The organism is Filimonas lacunae, assembly GCF_002355595.1.
GTDB classification, from domain to species: domain Bacteria; phylum Bacteroidota; class Bacteroidia; order Chitinophagales; family Chitinophagaceae; genus Filimonas; species Filimonas lacunae.
Window position 1 is genome coordinate 7,296,925 of the sequence record NZ_AP017422.1, and the last position, 18,386, is coordinate 7,315,310.

An 18,386-nucleotide genomic window follows, 5' to 3' on the forward strand; every position below is an offset into this window, starting at 1 on the left:
ATTTAGGGGTCCGGAACAAACATAATTAAAAAAGGGGCCATAAGCCCCTTTTTAGCGATATATATCAGAAAAATTAAATGCTGATTATGCTTTCAGTTTGCTGCGGATATCTTTAGGTAAACCTTCTTTGTTCAGCAGTAAACCGGTGGTTTTAAACTTCACAAAGTTTTTGGTTACGTATAAATAGCCTTTGTAATCGTTGCTTTCGCCCCATGAGTTTTTCACAATGTAGTATTCACGGCCGGTTTGGTCTTTTGCCAGGCCTACAATCTGCATACCATGGTCGTCGGTGGTAGAGAAGTTGTCAAAAGCCAGCTGACGCATAGCAGGAGTAATAGTTCTTTCCGGCTTAGGACCGCTGAACATATCTCTTTTTTCAGCGTCGTTCATGTCTTCAAAATCTTTCTCAGGCACATACGCTACACCGTTTCTCCAGCTGAAGTATTTTTCGCTTACATCGGTAGCCCAACCTACACTATAGCCATTTTTCAGGGCATTGTCAATAACGTTGGTCATGTCGTCCATTTGAACGTTATAAGCCTGGTCAAAGCTCCAGTTGTCAGGAACCGGTAAGAATACTTTCTGATAAAAAGGCTGATCGTTTAAAGAAGTCATTTCAATATAATCAGCTGCATTTAATCCAACTACTTCTTTAGCAAAGGTTTGTGGAGTATAAGACTTGCCGTTGTAATCGAATTTTTCAGGCACAGTACCCAGGTAGGCGTCTAAAGCTGCGGTAAAAGCAACAATCCAGTTTGGGGTTAATTTGCCGTTGGCATTTTTAATAATACCATCCAGCATGCCTTTTAAAGCATCCTGCATTTCTGAAAACTTGTTTACAGCAGTACCATAGTTTAAGCCGTTGTATACGCTTTGTGGTAAAGCGCCGTATTTAGCATAAATGTTCACTACGTCGTGCAGTTCGCCACCATCTCCCCAGCTAACAGAACCGTGCATGCGCACATAGTTTTTTGCTTTCTCGATGTATACGCAGCGTGCGGTATATATTTCAGCAATGTCAACAGGTGTTTTTCCTTTTTTCAGCATTTCTGTTTCCAGGAAAGAATTGCCGGAGTAGCTCCAGCAGGTTCCGCTGCTGCCCTGATTTTTAATAGAAGTAGTTTCTATGTTAATAACAGGCGTGAAAGTGAACTTTTCTTTAGAAGCATCGCTTTTGTTGGCATTCAGCGAGTTTACCAGGTTGTCCTGCGCCATAATGCTACCTAGCGGAAGCATGGCCAGCAGCACCACATACTTTTTGTTCATAAAATACTTGTACTTCGTTTTCAAAAAATTAAGGGAGCTAAGTTAGGGGGAATGGGTATTACAAAAAGTGCCACGGCATTGTGTTGCAGCCTAAAAAATGTTAAAAAGGCCTTATTTTATGCCGGTTTGATGTGTTTTATTAAAAATATGTTCAAAAATATTATTGAAAATCAGCGAGTTGCAAGGGTGTGTTGTAAAATAGTTGGCAAAAGGAATAAAAAACCGTTTTGTGCTGTTACCTTTGCACTCCCGAATTTTTTGGGGTGCCTGACGGGTTAGCGTTGGGTGGGATTATAAAAAAATACAAAAAATGAGCAAACTTCATTTCACAACCAAGCATGCAAATGCGGCTACCGTACAACGCAATTGGTACGTTGTAGACGGTACTAATCAAACCGTAGGGCGTGTGTGTTCAAGAATCGCTTCTGTTCTGCGCGGCAAGAACAAGGCTTCTTACACTCCACACGTTGATACCGGTGATTATGTAATTTTTATTAACGCTGACAAAGTGGTTTTCTCCGGCAACAAGTTCGAAGACAAAACCTACATCAACTACTCCGGTTATCCTGGTGGTAAAAAAGAGGAAGCAGCAAAAGATCTGATCAAGCGTCGTCCTGAGGTTATTATTGAGCGTGCTGTAAAAGGTATGTTACCTAAAAACCGTCTGGGTCGCAAAATGATCAAGAAATTATTCGTGTACGCTGGTACTCAGCACCCGCACACTGCACAGCAACCTAAAGAACTTAAGTTCTAATCACCAATCCAAATTTCAAATTCCAAATAGTTATAAATGGAAAAGCAAAAGAATGCAGTTGGTCGTCGTAAAGAAGCCGTAACCCGTGTTTTCATTACTAAGGGCGAAGGTAAGATCACTGTTAACGATAAAGATTACAAAGTTTACTTTCCGCTGGTATACCTGCAAAATCAGGTAGAAGCGCCTTTAAAGGCTATCGAGTCTTTAGATAAATTTGATGTGAAGATAAACGCAACTGGCGGTGGCTTAAAAGGTCAGGCCGAAGCTGCTAAACTGGGTGTTGCCCGCGTTCTGCTGGAAATCAACCCTGAGTTTCGCCCTGCTTTAAAAGTAGCTGGTTACCTGAAACGCGACCCACGTGGTGTTGAACGTAAGAAATTCGGTCATAAGAAAGCCCGTCGTAGCTACCAGTTCAGCAAGCGTTAATATTCACAATCTTATCATCAAACTTTACAAATTAGTACAATGGAAAATAACACTTCATTGCAACAGCAATTACTCGAAGCCGGCGTGCATTTTGGACACCTGCGTAAGAAGTGGAATCCTAAAATGTTGCCTTACATCTTTGCAGAAAAGAAAGGCATCCATATTATAGATCTGAACAAAACCGTTGACCATCTGCAGGAAACTGCAGCTGCGTTAAAGCAAATTGCTAAAAGCGGTAAAAAGATCATGTTCGTAGCAACTAAAAAACAGGCTAAAGAAATCGTTAGCGAATGCGCTAAACGCGTTAACATGCCTTTTGCTACTGAGCGTTGGTTAGGTGGTATGCTTACTAACTTCAACACTGTTCGTAAGAGCGTGAAGAAAATGCAGAGCATTGAAAAAATGCTGGCTGATGGTAGCGCAGAAAGCTTAACTAAGAAAGAGCGTTTAACATTAACCCGCGATAAAGACAAAATGGAAAAAGTATTAGGTGGTATTGCCCAGCTGGGTCGTCTGCCTGCAGCTTTATTCCTGGTTGATATCGGGCACGAGCATATCGCATTAGCTGAAGCTAAGCGTTTAGGCATCACCACTTTTGGTATGGTTGATACCAACTGTGATCCTAACAAAGTTGACTTCGCTATTCCTTCAAACGATGATGCTACTAAATCTATCGCTATCATCACTAACTACATCACTGCTGCTATTGCAGAAGGTTTAGCTGAGCGTCAGGCTGCTAAAGATGATGATGTGGAAGAAGTAGATAACGAAAACGAAAAGAAAGCAGCACGTATCCAGGCAGAAGCAGAAGCTGAAGCTGCACGTGGTGGTAAAGTTCGTGGTGGTGCTCCTGCTAAACGTCGTGTACCAGGTGGTGCAAGCCGTCGTCCGGGTGGTCCAAGCACTGGCGGTCCACGCTAGTCGTCAACATTTCCAAATAGTTAAATCGTAAGGATGAATGTTGGGTTTTAAATGAAGCGTCTATATTAGACAATGCATTTAAAATTCAACATTCACCATTAAAATCATAAAAGAATACTATGTCAACTGTATCAATTACAGCCGCTGATATTAACAAACTGCGTCAGGCTACCGGCGCCGGTATGATGGATTGCCGCAAAGCGTTAACCGAAACCAATGGTGACTTTGAAGCTGCTATTGACTGGTTACGTAAGCAAGGACAGAAAGTTGCTGCTAAACGCAGCGACCGTGAAGCGAAAGAAGGTGTGGTCCTGGCTAAAACTACCGCTGACAACAAAACTGGTATTGTTCTGTGTATTAGCTGCGAAACTGACTTCGTATCTAAAAACGCGGACTTCGTTGCTTTTGCTCAAAGCATTGCTGATGCAGCTATTGCTAACGACGTAAAAAGCGCAGAAGAACTGAACGAAGTAAGCATCAACGGTGCTAAAATTTCAGATCTGATCAATGATAAACTGGCTGCTATCGGTGAAAAAATCGGTGTTAGCCGTTTTGAAAGAGTAGAAGCTCCTTATGTTGCCTCTTACATCCACGGTGCAAACCGTATGGGCGTACTGGTAGCTTTAGATAAAGAATCTGCTGAAGCTGGTAAAGACGTAGCTATGCAAATTGCTGCTATGAACCCGGTTGCAGTTGATCCTGAAAGCGTACCTGCTGAAGCAGTAGAACGCGAGAGAGCTATCGTTACCGAGCAAATTTCTGCTGATCCTAAAATGGCGGGCAAACCTGCTGAAATGATCGCTAAAATTGCTGATGGTAAACTGAATGCTTTCTTCAAAGAGCAAACTTTATTAGCTCAGCCTTTTGTTAAAGACGGTGGCAAAACTGTTGCTGAATTCCTGAAAAGCAGCGGCGACGTTAAAGTTCTGTCTTTCAAACGTGTTGCTTTAGGTTAATATCTAAGATAACATACTAACAATATACAGGCCCGGTAGCATATGCTGCCGGGCTTTTTAGTGGTATTATCTCTTACGTTTATCCTGCTTGTGTTGTATGCGGGTGTATAGCTGGTGGTTGATACAATAGTCCTGCACCATTTCTAAAAACGGCTCGCCATACTTAGCCATCTTCACTTCCCCAAATCCGTTTATTTTGGAGATATCGCTAAGCGTAATAGGCAAATAGCTGGCCAGTTCACTTAAAGTAGCATCGGAGAAAATAATATAAGGCGGCACGTTTTCGCTGGTGGCAATTTGTTTACGCAAAGCCTTCAATGCATCAAACAGGTCCTGTTCTATGGCAGGCATGGATGCGGCAACACCCTTCGTGGCAACAGGTTTGGTTTTGGTTTCCGGCGCTTTGGTAAGTACTGTCAGCATCAACACCGCTTCCCCTTTTAATACAGGCTTACTTTCTTCGGTAAGTTGTAGTATAGGGTATTGGCCATCTGTTTGTTTCAGGTAGCCCAGTTGTATCATCTCTTTCATAAAAGAACGCCACTGGTCTTTGCTGTACTCTTTACCTGCACCATAGGTTTTAAGCCCGCGGTGCATACCTTTAATGGCGTCGCTGCCACGTAAAAAGTCTATAACATAGTTCAACCCAAAGCGTTCTTCCAGCCGGCTTACAGCGCTTAGTATCTTTTGACCGGCAATGGTCATATCGCTTTTCACCTGGTCGCTCAGGCACACATCACAATTGCCACAGTAATTGCCGGTATATTCACTAAAATAGTTGAGCAGGTATTTGCGGCGGCAGGTATGCAGCTCGCAGAATTCGGCCATCTGTTTCAGCTTTTTCAGCATCAGGCGCGATTGTTCTTCGTTGCCTTCTACCTGTACCATATTGGTAAGCTTAATTACATCTGCACCGGTGTAATACAACAATGCTTCGCTGGCCAGCCCATCGCGCCCGGCACGACCGGTTTCCTGGTAATACCCTTCCAGGTTCTTAGGCATGTCGATATGTATTACATAACGCACGTTGCTTTTGTTAATGCCCATACCAAAGGCAATGGTGGCCACAATAATCTTCACCTCGTCTTTTAAAAACAGGTCCTGCCTTTCTTCCCGTACCTGCTTTTCTAACCCTGCATGATAGGCAATGGCGTCAAAGCCTTGTTCCCGCAGCTTTTCGGCAAGCGTTTCGGTGCTGTTGCGTGAGAGACAGTAGATAATACCTGCTTCGTTACGGCGTTCTTTCAGATATTGACACAGATGGTCAAAATGGTTTTTACGCGGCTTAATAGTGTAGCTGATATTAGGCCTGTTAAACGAATTTTCAAAAGTGGCATAGTGGGTTAACTGCAGCTTTTTAATAATGTCGTTACGGGTATTGGTATCAGCGGTTGCGGTAAGTGCAATAATGGGTGTTTCCGGAAACTGTTGTTTCAGGTTGCCCAGCATCAGGTATTCGGGCCTGAAATCGTGACCCCAATCGCTAATACAGTGTGCTTCGTCAATGGCAAACAATGCCACCTGCACCTTCTCTTTCAGATGATTTAAAAAATTGCGTTCGCCCAATAAGCGTTCCGGTGAAATGTATAAAAGCTTTAACTGGCTTTTTAAGGCCGGCTTATTTTTCAGGGGCAAACGATCCAGTATATCCTGTTGCTCGTAGTTAGACAGGGTAGAATTCAGATAGGCTGCTTCAATACCATTCTGGTGCAATGCATCCACCTGGTCTTTCATCAATGCAATCAGGGGCGAAACCACCACAGTAAGCCCCTCCAATGCTAAGGCGGGTATCTGGTAACAAACCGATTTTCCACCGCCTGTAGGCATCAGCACCATCGAATCTTTGCCCGATAAAATGGTTTCAATAATAGCCTGCTGGTTATGCCGGAAGGCCGTAAAGCCAAAATGTTCTTTTAATAACTGTAACAATCTCTCCGAACTATTGCCTGTGTCTTTCATGCAACATCATTATTCTAACTGGTAAGAACAGTGAAGATAACATAATATCGGCACGATTATTTGCAGGTAATGGACGGAAAACGCCACTGATTATGACTATTTCGCCCAGCTTTAGATTTACACGTGTACTGCAATATACCTGGAAGGTAGACCTTATTATCCTGTTATCGTGTGTAATAGCATACTATGCAGATACCTATATAATAGAACGATTTTTCATACTACCTCCTATTATCCCCACCGTGCTGGGGCCGGCTATTGCATTTTTTGTAGGCTTTAATAACAACCAGGCTTACGACCGTTGGTGGGAAGCGCGCAAAATATGGGGCGCTATTGTAAACGACTCACGTTCGTGGGCCAGAAGCATACTGTGCTATGTGGTGCCGAAAGAAGATGATACAGACGCAGAAGCACTGAAGCAACGTATGGTAAAAAGGCATATCGCCTTTGTATATGCTTTGAAAACAGCACTGCGGCCGCAGAATGACACCGGGTACCGCAAATACCTGGATGAGCAGGAGCTGGCGTTGGTAGAAAGCCATTCCAACATGCACAACGCTATATTAATGTTGCAAAGTCGCGACCTGGAAATGCTGTCGCAGGAAGGCTACCTGGATGGATTCCGGTTTATGGAGATGAACCAACTGTTAGTGAAGTTCAGCGACAGTATGGGGCAGGCCGAACGCATCAAAAACACGGTATTTCCTACCATTTATATTTTCTTTACCCGGCTGTTTATACTGCTGTTTACGGTGATGATTACGATGGTGTGTTCACAGTCAATAGGGCCATGGTCTATTATCATGGGCAGCATTGTAGGCTCGGTGTTTCATATTACCCATTACAACGGGCAGGCATTGATGGACCCTTTCAGCACACTTACCACCAGCATTTCTATGAACCAGATAAGCCGTACCATAGAAATAAACCTGCTGGAAATGATGGGCGAAAAAGAAATTCCACAGCCTGTAAGGCCTATTAATGGTGAATATGTAATGTAAACCGCGGATGTAAGGGAGGGGAACGATTTGGCATTTGCGGAAAAATTCAGGTTATTTGCACCCACAAATTCCTCTATACATGTTACCGAAATATAAACGTATCCTGCTTAAATTGTCGGGAGAAGCCCTGATGGGCGAGTCAAAGAATGGTTTTGACCCTTTTAATCCCCAGATAATTGAGCAATATGCCAACGACATTAAAAGAGTTACCGATCTGGGCGTTCAGGTAGCGCTGGTTATTGGCGGTGGTAATATCTACAGGGGAATGAACGAGCATGACTCTGGTATTGAAAGGGCGCATGGCGATTATATGGGCATGCTGGCTACTATGATCAACGCGATGGCTATGCAGGCGATGCTGGAAAAAATTGGTGTGTTCACCAGGCTGCAAAGCGCCATTAAAATGGAGCAGATTGCCGAGCCTTATGTGCGCCGTCGCGCTATGCGTCACCTGGAAAAAGGCCGTGTAGTGATATTTGGTGCCGGTACCGGTAACCCTTATTTCACTACCGATACTGCCGGTTCATTGCGTGCTATTGAAATACAGGCTGATGTTATTTTAAAAGGCACCCGTGTAGATGGTATTTATACTGCCGATCCGGAAAAAGATCCTACTGCTACCCGTTACGATGAAATCTCTTACCAGGAGTGCATCAGCAAAAATCTGAAAGTAATGGATATGACCGCTTTCACCCTTTGCATGGAAAACAAACTGCCTATTATTGTTTTTGATATGAACAAGCCGGGCAGCCTGTTAAAAGTGGTAGAAGGCAGTGGCATTGGTACATTGGTAAAATAACCATTGAATATAATCTTCTTACAGGCCGTAAACAGTGGTAGCACACTGTTTACGGCTTTGTTTTTCAAGCTATTGACCTTTGCCGTGGCATATGACGTATGTCATTCTTCCATTCCGTTTTTTGCTGTAGGTTTGAACTCTTAAACCATATACCTATGTCTATACAAAAAGCAATTGCAGACATACGCACTGATTATAGCCTTAAAACCCTTGATGAGAAGGAAGTGGCCAAAGACCCCATTACGCAGTTTGATGCCTGGTGGAAAGAGGCTATAGACAGTCACCTGGACGAGGTAAATGCGATGACGCTGGCTACCGCTTCGCCGGACGGTATTCCTTCGGCCCGCATCGTATTGCTGAAAAGCTTTGACGAAAATGGCTTTGTGTTCTTTACCAATTATAACAGCGCTAAAGGCCGGGAACTGGCCGCCAACCCACGTGCCGAGCTGGTGTTTTTCTGGCGCGAATTGCAACGCCAGGTGCGTATTAACGGTATTGTGAAAAAGGTAAGTAAAGAGGATAGTGACGCCTATTTTCAATCGCGCCCTGCCGGTAGTCGCATTGGCGCCTTATCATCGCCGCAAAGCCAGGTATTGGCCAATCGTGAGGTGTTGGAGCAGATTGTGGCAGTGAATACGGCACAGTTTGCCGGTGATGCCTTTATTCCGCGTCCCGGGCATTGGGGTGGCTACGTGGTACAACCTGTGATGATAGAGTTCTGGCAGGGAAGAAGCAGTCGTTTACACGATAGAATTCAATATGCGCTTCTGGATAATAACAGCTGGAAAATAGAAAGGCTGGCGCCTTAAATAAAGGAGGGAATATGACTTTGTGATGTCTGATATGTAAAAACAGGTTACTGTACTCTATATCAGACATCATTCATCATATCAACATATGCTGATTAAGCTACTTGTAATTTAGCTGCCGCTGCTCTTTTAGCGCTGGAGCTAGTAGGTCTTGAATTACGGCTTTTGCCATAAGAACCTTTGAAAATCTTGCCTTTTTTGGTTTTTTTATCGCCTCTACCCATTTTAAAAAGTTTTTAGTGGTTACAAAATAAACGACGAACCGCGAAATTCGTAAATTTTAGACAATAAAAAAGCAGAAGAATAAGCTATTCTTCTGCTTTAGCAAGTTCTTTTTGCAATTATACCATTAGATTTTCGCAGAAAGCTCTTTACCAGCTTTAAAGCGGGCTACTTTTTTAGCCTTTATTTTAATCACTTCGCCAGTTTGAGGGTTGCGACCTGTACGGGCTGCACGCTTAGACACAGAGAAGGTACCGAAACCAACCAGGGTAACTTTACCACCACCTTTCAGGGTTTTAGTTACTGCTTCTACGAAAGAATCGATAGTCGCATTTGCCTGTGTTTTAGTGATACCTGCATCTTCGGCCAGTTTTGCAACCAATTCAGCTTTGTTCATAGTGTATGTTTTAAGTTGTGATTTACTGAAACAAATTTATTGGCTTTTACATACCGGCAAAATTTTTTTAGGCAACCTTCACACTTTTACAACAGCCTGAAGGCCGCATCGGCCCTGCATTTTAGCAGCCTAACGGTTGCCGGACGCCCGTTAGAACTGGTGTAGGTTTTCTGAAAGGCAATGCTGTAAAGCCTTACAGCCTTTTATCCCTGCTAATGCAGTGCTGTGGCGGGTTTGGGTAATATACAACACTTTGCCGAATGAGAAAACCACTAGAATTAAGATTTCCACATTCAATTCACAACCTGCATCAGGGTATGAAACGAAATAACCCGGGCCTTCCACTTATCTACCGCTTCCTCGCGAAATGCAGGCTGGTACAGGTCTATATACCTGTTATAACTTACATTTCCATTAGCATAATACTGCACGGCATAGGTAACACCCTCAGTTTCGTCGGTATCCAGCAGGCGCACCAGTTGGTGCTTTTCAAAGCATCCGGTGGCCATTACTGCCGGAATGTGTTCTTCCTGCATCCATTTTAGCCAGTTATCGTGTACCAGCCAGTCTACTTTGGTTGTAACGTTATAAATAAGCATGGGTACGTTTAGTTTAATTCCACAAAAACAGGGCAATGGTCGCTGTGCTTTACATCCGGATAAATCTCCGCCCCTTTTAACCGGCTTTGCAAAGGCGTGGTAACGCTGATGTAATCAATACGCCAGCCTTTGTTTTGCAGGCGCACAGACGGGAAACGCTGGCTCCACCAGCTATACAGGTGTGGCTCAGTATGAAACTCACGTAAGGTGTCTACAAAGCCGTTGGAATACAGCTTGTCCATCCAGGCCTTTTCTTCCGGTAAAAAGCCCGATGACTTTTTATTGCCCTTGGGATCGTGAATATCGATGTCTTTATGTGCAATATTGTAATCGCCTACCACTACCAGGTTGGGGCGGGTACGCTTTAACACATCCAGGTATTCGTAAAACTCGTCCAGCCACTGGTATTTATACGTCTGGCGCAGATCACCGCTGGTGCCCGAGGGGAAATACGCGTTTACCACCGTAATATCTCCAAAGTCCAGGCGTATTACCCGTCCTTCTGCATCGCTTTGCATAATGCCATTGCCAAAAAACACTTCATCGGGATGTATACGGGTGAAAATGGCCACACCGCTGTATCCTTTCTTATCAGCACTGAACCAGTAGGTGCTGTAGCCCAGCTCTTCAATAGCGGCATAGTTCACGTTCTCTTTATGCGCTTTGGTTTCCTGCACACATATAATGTCGGCAGGATCGGTTTTCAGCCAGTCGATAAACCCTTTGGTAATGGCGCTTCTGATGCCATTAACGTTATAGGAAATAATACGCATGTGATTCTCAATTGATAGTGCAAAGTAATACAACAGTTATAATTAACTTGCGGGGTGGTACAAAAAAGCCACTTTGAATGGACGCAATAAAGGAGACAGACCGCATTATTCCTGCGGGTACAATGAATGCTTACCTCGATGGACCTAAACCCCGAATTTATGAACTCGGTTTTGCCTGGCAGGTGTTTACTGAGTTTATAAAAGGCTTTCGCAAGCTGCATTTTCTGGGGCCTTGTGTAACGGTGTTTGGATCGGCGCGTTTTAAAAGCGGACATCCTTATTACGAAGCTGCCGTGGAGTTTGGGAAACGTATTGCCGGCCTGGGGCTGGTTACTATGACGGGCGGCGGACCGGGTATTATGGAAGCGGCCAACAAAGGCGCTTATGAAAACAATGGAATGTCGGTAGGTTGCAATATTATATTACCCCACGAGCAACATGCCAACCCCTATTTGCACAGGGCCATTGATATGAAGTTCTTTTTTGTGCGTAAAGTGTTGCTGGTGAAGTACTCTTATGCTTTTGTCATCATGCCTGGCGGCTTTGGCACTATGGATGAGTTCTTTGAAACCCTTACGCTTGTGCAAACCAAAGTAATTAACGACTTTCCCATCGTATTATACGGGAAAGAATATTATCAGCCATTGTGGGACGTAATGCAGGATATGGCAGATAAGGGCACTATTTCTGCCGACGACATGAAACTGGTGTTGTTAACGGATGATATTAACGAGGCCATTAATCATATTTCGAAATACCTTTCCTTAAATTATAAAGTAAAAACACGCCGCCGGCTGTGGTGGTTGTTCGAGAAAAAATAATAAATTACATACATACCTCTGTACAAATATGAAATCCCTTCTGCTCCGATCACTGAAAGTGAGCGGTATTGCTATAGCAGCAATCATTGCTTTGCTTTTTTTGCTACCCGCCATATTTCCCGGCTTTATTGCTAAAAAAATAAAGACCTGGACCAATAAATCCATACAGGGTGAGCTGAACTTTTCCAAAGCAAGGCTGTCGTTTTTCCGTCACTTTCCTTCTCTTACTTTAACGTTGCACGACTTTACTTTAAAAGGTTCTGCTCCGTTTAGTAAAGACACGCTTATTTCGGCCGAAGGGGTTTCGCTTGGGCTTGATTTATCCAGCATATTTTCCAGCACGCTTACGATTAATAAGATATTCGTAGATGATGCGCATATTCATGTGCTGGTAAATGAAAAAGGGGAAGCCAACTACAATGTATATGCTTCCAAAAGTGACAAGGCTACCAGTAACCCTGCTGACAGCAGTGATGCTACCCTTAAAATGGAAAGTATTGTTATTAACAATACCAGCATTATCTATGATGATGCTTCGCTGCCCATGCTCATGAGCTTTAAAGGCTTTAACTACACTGGCAGCGGCGATTTTGAGAAAGCGATCTTTGACCTGGATAGCCATATTGAAGCCGATTCGGTAGATTTTTCTTATGACCATCAAAACTACTTTCTCTCTAAAAAACTACAGGCCGACTTAATTACTAAAATCAATACCCATTCGCTTTCGCTGTTGTTTGAAAAGAACGATTTAAAGATCAACTCTTTGCCTGTTCATTTCAAAGGGCACTTTGATATCTTAAGCACCGGGTATAATATGGACTTTAAGCTGGAAACAGCGAATACCGATTTGCATGATATCTTTTCTGCCATGCCCGCTGAATACCTGGGATGGCTGGCCAATACAGACGTGCGTGGCTTTGGTGATATCAACGCTTCCCTGGCTGGTATGTACAGTGCTGCATCTAACCAGATGCCCAGCCTGGAACTGAACATGAAAATACGCGATGGGTATGTGGCGAATAAGAAAGCGCCCGCACCTATTAAAAACCTGTTTCTGAACCTGCAGGCGCGTGTGCCGCAGATGAAGCCGGATAGCTTGTTTGTAAACATGGACTCTATCTACTTTAACATTGATAAAGACTATGTAAGCTCTGTAGTAAGAGTGAACGGTTTAAAAGAACCGGAAATATACGCCAAGCTGAATGCCGCTATTGACCTGGAAAAATGGGACCAGGCCATTGGCTTTGAACCGCTGGATATGAAAGGCCGTTGCAATGTGCATTTGCTGGCAGAAGGTAAGTATGCTACCAGTGTAGTAAAAACAGGATTGCGTGAGGTGGATACGGTAATTACCAGCATTCCTAAATTCACTTTTCACTCTTCTTTGCAAGACGGTTATATCAAATATGCCTCGGTACCAGAAGCTATCCGGGACATTAATTTCTCTATCAATGCTTCTTGTCCCGATAACGATTACAAGCACACTACGCTCAGTGTAGACAGCCTGAGTGCAAAAGTGTTAAGCAACTATATCAAAGGCTTTTTTAAACTATACAATGCAGCCGATTTCTCTATGGAAGGCAAGCTGCAATCGGTATTGCACTTAAGCGATATTGCCCAGGTGTATCCGCTGGATAGTATGACGCTGAAGGGTGACCTGGCTGTGAATATTACTACCAAAGGGCATTATGTGGCAGCTAAAAGAGTATTCCCGGTAACTGAAGCCAATCTTACCTTGAAGAATGGGTTTATACAAACCAAGTATTATCCCGAGCCCTTACAGCAAATACAGGTGCAGGCAGATATCAGCAGCAGTGCCGGTAACTTCCGCACACTGAAAATTGATATCAGTCCGGTTTCATTCCTGTTTGCCGGTCAGCCGTTCTCGTTCCGTGCCGACCTGCGTAACCTGGATAACCTTCGTTATGCTATTGCTTCCCAGGGAACCATTGATGTGGGTAAGTTGTACAAGCTGTTTGCGGTAAAAGGGTACAACCTCAAAGGATTTATACAAACGAATTTATCGCTGCGTGGCTTGCAAAGTGATGCCACCGCCGGTAATTATGATAAACTGGCCAATAAGGGTACTTTAAAAGTGCGTGACATTGCTTTATATTCCGAGCTGTTTCCACAACCGTTATGGATTAAAAACGGGCTTTTCCGTTTTGATCAGGATAAGATGTGGTTTGATGCTTTCCAGGGCAAGTATGGTTCTTCTAAATTAACCATGAATGGTTATTTATCTAATGTAATTGCCTATGCTACGCAAGCCCATGCCCCTTTACAGGGAACGTTTGATGTAAAAAGCGATTTTGTAAAAGTGGATGAACTGATGGCCTTTTCCAATGTAGCGGGTAGTGGTGCGCCTGCCCCTGCCTCTACGGGGGTAATACTGGTGCCGGATAATTTAAACCTGCACCTGGCAGCTGTTGTTGGGCAGGTACAATACCAGGGCCTGATTATTAAAAATGCCAATGCTAGTATAAAGGTGGATAGTGGTGCTATTAACCTGCAAAATGCCGGCTTTGAGCTGGCAGGCTGTAAGGTAAACATGGACGCCAACTATAAAAGCCTTACGCCAAAGAAGGCGGAGTTTGACTATCATATTAATGCCAGTGAGTTTGATGTGCAGCGTATGTATAAAGAGGTGGAGCTGTTCCGAAACATGGTTACCGCTGCTGCAAAAGCACAGGGTATTATCTCGCTCGACTATCAATTAAGCGGAAAGCTGAACGGCGATATGCAGCCTATCTATCCTTCTTTAAAAGGTGGCGGTGTACTGAGTGTGAAACAGGTAAAAATGCGTGGCTTTAAGCTACTGAACGCTGTAGGTAGCAGCACCGGCAGAGAAGGTTTAAAAGATGCAGACCTTTCCAAAATAGATATTAAGTCTACCATCAACAATAATATCATCACCATTGAGCGTACCAAAATGAGGGTAGCCGGGTTTCGACCACGTTTTGAAGGCCAGGTAAGTTTTGACGGACGCCTGAACCTGAGCGGTCGTTTAGGCTTACCGCCACTGGGTATTATTGGTATCCCTTTTAGTGTAACCGGAACGCAGGAAAACCCCAAAGTAAAACTGCGCCGCGCAAAAGATTCAGACAAGCTGGAAGAAACTTCAGAAGAAGGCGATCAATAGATTTTCAATGCTTTAGGGGTGCTTACAGAAGGCTTTGTAAGTACCCGCAAACCACCTTGTAAGTACTTACTACGACTTTGTAAGTACATACAGACCCTATTGTAAGCACTTACAAACGCTTCGTAAGTACCCGCAAACCACTTTGTAAGTACATACATACGACCTTGTAAGTACATACAAACCCTATTGTAAGCACTTACAAACGCTTCGTAAGTACCCACAAACCACCTTGTAAGTACTTACATACGACCTTGTAAGTACATACAGACTCTGTTGTAAGCACTTACAAACGCTTCGTAAGTACCCACAAACCACTTTGTAAGTACTTACATACGACCTTGTAAGTACTTACAAACTCTATTGTAAGCACTCACAAACTGCCTTGTAAGTATTTACAACGGCTCTGTAAATGCCCTAAAACCAGCTGGTAAGTGCTTACCATGAAATGGAGGGTACCTACAACTAGATACTAAGTATCCATAAACAAACTGTATGCGCTTCCTGCTATTTTGTAAGTCTTTGTAAGCAATTGCTAAGGGGTATAAAGCGGTTAGTGAGTACTCGCCAAATGTTACAATGTATCTGGATATGGTTTGTATGTGTTTATCTATAGCTGGTAAGTACCTGGTAATTGTTTGTATTTCTTTTTCAATGGGTTATAAGTACTGTCAGGCGATTGTTCCATGCTGCCGAATACAACCAGCATACTTTTCCATGAGGGGGCAGTGCTTGTAAAGGATAGCAAAGTGCTATAAAGGAGAAGGTAAGTGCTTAATCACAGGTAAAAAATACCGGGTATTCACTGTACAAACGAATACCCGGTGAAATCATTATTCTAAAATCGGGCGTAACCATCTTTCCGCCTCGTCTCTGCTCATTCCTTTTCTTTGAATGTAATCTTCAAACTGGTCGTTGTTTATTTTGTCGATACCGAAGTACTGGCTTTGCGGATGGCTGAAATACCAGCCACAAACAGACGACGCCGGGTACATGGCCAGTGACTCTGTTAAGGTAATGCCCGTGTTTTCAGTAGCGTTTAACAGATCAAACAGTTTGTATTTTTCGGTGTGGTCAGGGCAGGCAGGGTAGCCTGGTGCCGGACGTATACCTACGTATTGTTCTTTAATCAGTTGTTCGTTACTTAACTGCTCGTTGTTGATATAGCCCCAGTATTCAGTTCTTACTTTTTTATGCAACAGCTCGGTAAAAGCTTCCGCAAAACGGTCGGCCAGGGCTTGCAGCATAATTTTATTGTAGTCGTCAAAAGCAGCTTCCAGGCGTTTGATATGGGGTTCTATACCTTTGATGGTTACCGCAAAAGCACCCAGGTAGTCATTCGCTTCTGTGCTGCCGGCTGCGGCTGGTTTTATAAAGTCGGCCAGTGACAGGTTGGGCAGGTCGGCTGCTTTCTTTACCTGCTGACGTATAAATTCCAGTTTAATATCGCCGGAGTTGGCAGCGCCTTGTTTTACCAATACGCTATCCGATGCTACGCGGGTAGCAGGCCAGAAGCCTATTACACCGTGTGCGCTTAACCATTTCTCTGCTATTATTTTGTCCAGCAGGGCGTTGGCATCATTATACAGCTTAGTGGCTTCTACACCAATTACTTTATCGGTAAGCAGGTCGGGGAAACGGCCACCCAGCTCCCAAGAAATAAAGAAGGGGCCCCAGTCAATATAGTCTCTTACTTCTGCGAGGTCGTAGTTGTCAAACGTTTTAATACCGGTAAAGGTGGGTACGGGAGGTTGGTAATTATCCCAGTCTACCTTCACGGCTTTGGCCTGTGCTTCGGGGTAGGTAATGTATTGCTTAACAGATTTCTTCTTACCAAAATCGTCGCGCAGCTTAATGTATTCTTTAGTTACCCCATCCAGGAAGCCCGACTTCTGTTCTTTGCTTAACAGCGAGCCTGCTACGGTTACGCTACGGGAGGCATCCAGTACGTGAATAACACCGTTGCCGTATTCCGGTTCTATTTTAACCGCGGTGTGGGTGCGGGATGTGGTGGCGCCACCAATCAGCAATGGTTGCGTCATGTTGCGGCGTTTCATTTCACGGGCCACGTGTACCATCTCATCTAATGATGGAGTAATTAATCCGCTCAGGCCAATGATGTCTACGTTTTCCTTTTGGGCGGTGTCCAGTATTTTATCAGCAGGCACCATCACGCCCATGTCAATGATATCATAGCCGTTACAGCCTAATACCACCCCTACAATGTTTTTACCAATATCATGCACATCGCCTTTTACGGTAGCCATTAATATTTTGGCTGCACCGCCTTGCTGTGCATTGGGATTATTCTTTTTCTCTTCTTCAATAAACGGGGTAAGCACCGCCACGCTTTTCTTCATTACGCGGGCGCTTTTCACCACCTGTGGTAAAAACATTTTACCTGCGCCGAATAAATCACCTACCACGTTCATGCCGTCCATTAACGGGCCTTCAATCACTAACAGCGGACGGCCATATTTAACACGCGCTTCTTCGGTATCGGCTTCAATATGTTCAGTAATGCCATTAACCAGCGCATGTTTTAAACGCTCTTCTACGCTGGTGTTGCGCCAGGCATCATCCTTTTTCACTTCTTTGCCGCTTGCTTTTACGGTTTCGGCAAAGGCAATGAGTTTATCAGTAGCCTCGTTATTATCGTTGTTGCGGTTAAGAATTACATCTTCACATAGTTCGCGTAACTGCGGCTCAATTTCGGAATATACCTGTAACTGGCCTGCGTTTACAATGCCCATGTCCATACCGGCCTGAATGGCGTAGTACAGGAACACAGAGTGCATGGCTTCCCTTACCGGTTCGTTACCACGGAAAGAGAACGACAGGTTACTTACGCCACCGCTGATCTTCACCAGCGGGTATTTTTGTTTGATGATACGGCAGGCTTCAATAAAGTCTACACCGTAGTTGTTATGCTCTTCCAAACCGGTGGCTACGGCAAACACGTTGATATCAAAAATGATATCTTCCGGGGCAAAGCCTACCTGCCGGGTTAATATTTCGTATGCGCGTGATGATATTTCTACTTTGCGCTCCATGGTATCTGCCTGGCCTTTTTCGTCAAAAGCCATTACAATTACCGCAGCGCCAAAGCTTTTACATATGTAAGCCTGCTCTATAAACTTGTCTTCCCCTTCTTTCATGGAAATAGAGTTTACAATGCACTTGCCCTGTACGCACTTTAAACCAGCTTCAATAATGGGAAACTTGGAGGAGTCGATCATTACCGGAATTTTGGCAATGTCAGGTTCGCTTTGCAGCAGGTTTAAATACGTGGTCATGGCCTGTACACCGTCCAGCAGTGCATCATCCATGTTTACGTCAATTACCTGTGCGCCGCTTTCTACCTGTTGACGGGCAACGCTTAAAGCTTCTTCGTATTTGTTTTCCTTAATAAGGCGTGCAAACTTCTTAGAGCCGGTTACGTTGGTTCGCTCACCTACGTTTACAAAGTTGGTTTCGGGGCGTACTACTAATGGTTCTAAACCCGAAAGGCGTAAGTATGGCTTGATAATGCTCATTGAATGTA

At 44.0% G+C, this 18,386-nt stretch carries 16 protein-coding genes; 9 read left to right on the top strand and 7 right to left on the bottom strand.

What is annotated here, in order from left to right:
- Positions 1–84: 84 nt before the first annotated feature.
- Positions 85–1,266, bottom strand: a complete 1,182-nt coding sequence (locus tag FLA_RS28990) for a C1 family peptidase (RefSeq protein WP_076376936.1) — start codon at positions 1,264–1,266, stop codon at positions 85–87.
- Between the two features lie 310 nt (positions 1,267–1,576).
- Between FLA_RS28990 and rplM the strand changes: the two genes are divergently transcribed.
- From rplM to tsf, 4 genes are all read left to right on the top strand, one after another.
- Positions 1,577–2,020, top strand: a complete 444-nt coding sequence (rplM, locus tag FLA_RS29000; RefSeq protein ID WP_076376940.1) for a 50S ribosomal protein L13 — start codon at positions 1,577–1,579, stop codon at positions 2,018–2,020.
- Between the two features lie 36 nt (positions 2,021–2,056).
- Positions 2,057–2,446, top strand: a complete 390-nt coding sequence (gene rpsI / locus FLA_RS29005) for a 30S ribosomal protein S9 (protein ID WP_076376942.1) — start codon at positions 2,057–2,059, stop codon at positions 2,444–2,446.
- A gap of 39 nt (positions 2,447–2,485) precedes the next feature.
- Positions 2,486–3,367 carry a 30S ribosomal protein S2 gene (gene rpsB / locus FLA_RS29010; RefSeq protein ID WP_076376944.1) on the top strand — a complete coding sequence of 294 codons (882 nt, stop codon included), beginning with the start codon at positions 2,486–2,488 and terminating at the stop codon, positions 3,365–3,367.
- Between the two features lie 119 nt (positions 3,368–3,486).
- Positions 3,487–4,323: a translation elongation factor Ts gene (gene tsf / locus FLA_RS29015; protein ID WP_076376946.1), complete on the top strand. Its 837-nt coding sequence runs from the start codon at positions 3,487–3,489 to the stop codon at positions 4,321–4,323.
- A 66-nt stretch (positions 4,324–4,389) separates the two neighbouring features.
- On the opposite strand, the gene recQ is transcribed toward tsf, so the two are convergent.
- Positions 4,390–6,282: a DNA helicase RecQ gene (recQ, locus tag FLA_RS29020; RefSeq protein ID WP_076376948.1), complete on the bottom strand. Its 1,893-nt coding sequence runs from the start codon at positions 6,280–6,282 to the stop codon at positions 4,390–4,392.
- Positions 6,283–6,374: 92 nt separating this feature from the next.
- On the opposite strand from recQ, the gene FLA_RS29025 reads away from it, so the two are divergent.
- From FLA_RS29025 to pdxH, 3 genes are all read left to right on the top strand, one after another.
- On the top strand, positions 6,375–7,283 hold the full coding sequence (locus tag FLA_RS29025) for a bestrophin family protein (protein WP_076376950.1): 909 nt from the start codon (positions 6,375–6,377) through the stop codon (positions 7,281–7,283).
- 79 nt (positions 7,284–7,362) lie between these two features.
- Positions 7,363–8,082, top strand: a complete 720-nt coding sequence (gene pyrH, locus FLA_RS29030; RefSeq protein ID WP_076376952.1) for a UMP kinase — start codon at positions 7,363–7,365, stop codon at positions 8,080–8,082.
- Positions 8,083–8,237: 155 nt separating this feature from the next.
- On the top strand, positions 8,238–8,891 hold the full coding sequence (gene pdxH, locus FLA_RS29035; protein ID WP_231940355.1) for a pyridoxamine 5'-phosphate oxidase: 654 nt from the start codon (positions 8,238–8,240) through the stop codon (positions 8,889–8,891).
- 95 nt (positions 8,892–8,986) lie between these two features.
- Here the strand turns inward: pdxH and FLA_RS29040 are convergent, their stop codons facing one another.
- From FLA_RS29040 to FLA_RS29055, 4 genes are all read right to left on the bottom strand, one after another.
- The gene (locus FLA_RS29040) at positions 8,987–9,115 is read right to left on the bottom strand and encodes a 30S ribosomal protein THX (RefSeq protein WP_076376954.1); all 129 of its coding nucleotides are present in this window, start codon (positions 9,113–9,115) and stop codon (positions 8,987–8,989) included.
- Positions 9,116–9,240: 125 nt separating this feature from the next.
- Entirely contained in the window at positions 9,241–9,510 is a 270-nt protein-coding gene (locus FLA_RS29045; RefSeq protein ID WP_076376956.1) for an HU family DNA-binding protein, read from the bottom strand.
- A 293-nt stretch (positions 9,511–9,803) separates the two neighbouring features.
- A complete protein-coding gene (locus FLA_RS29050) occupies positions 9,804–10,109 on the bottom strand; it encodes a DUF4286 family protein (RefSeq protein ID WP_076376958.1) in 306 nt (101 codons plus the stop codon).
- 8 nt (positions 10,110–10,117) lie between these two features.
- On the bottom strand, positions 10,118–10,882 hold the full coding sequence (locus tag FLA_RS29055; protein WP_076376960.1) for an exodeoxyribonuclease III: 765 nt from the start codon (positions 10,880–10,882) through the stop codon (positions 10,118–10,120).
- Between the two features lie 77 nt (positions 10,883–10,959).
- Here FLA_RS29055 and FLA_RS29060 point away from each other — a divergent pair, with 77 nt between their 5' ends.
- Complete coding sequence (locus tag FLA_RS29060; protein WP_076376962.1) at positions 10,960–11,703, top strand: LOG family protein; 744 nt, start codon at positions 10,960–10,962, stop codon at positions 11,701–11,703.
- A 28-nt stretch (positions 11,704–11,731) separates the two neighbouring features.
- Positions 11,732–14,845 (top strand): AsmA family protein, encoded by a 3,114-nt coding sequence (locus tag FLA_RS29065; RefSeq protein WP_076376964.1) that lies wholly within the window; start codon positions 11,732–11,734, stop codon positions 14,843–14,845.
- Positions 14,846–15,675: 830 nt separating this feature from the next.
- On the opposite strand, the gene metH is transcribed toward FLA_RS29065, so the two are convergent.
- Positions 15,676–18,378, bottom strand: coding sequence for a methionine synthase (gene metH, locus FLA_RS29070; RefSeq protein WP_076376966.1), 2,703 nt, complete (start codon positions 18,376–18,378; stop codon positions 15,676–15,678).
- Between the last annotated feature and the right edge of the window lie 8 nt (positions 18,379–18,386).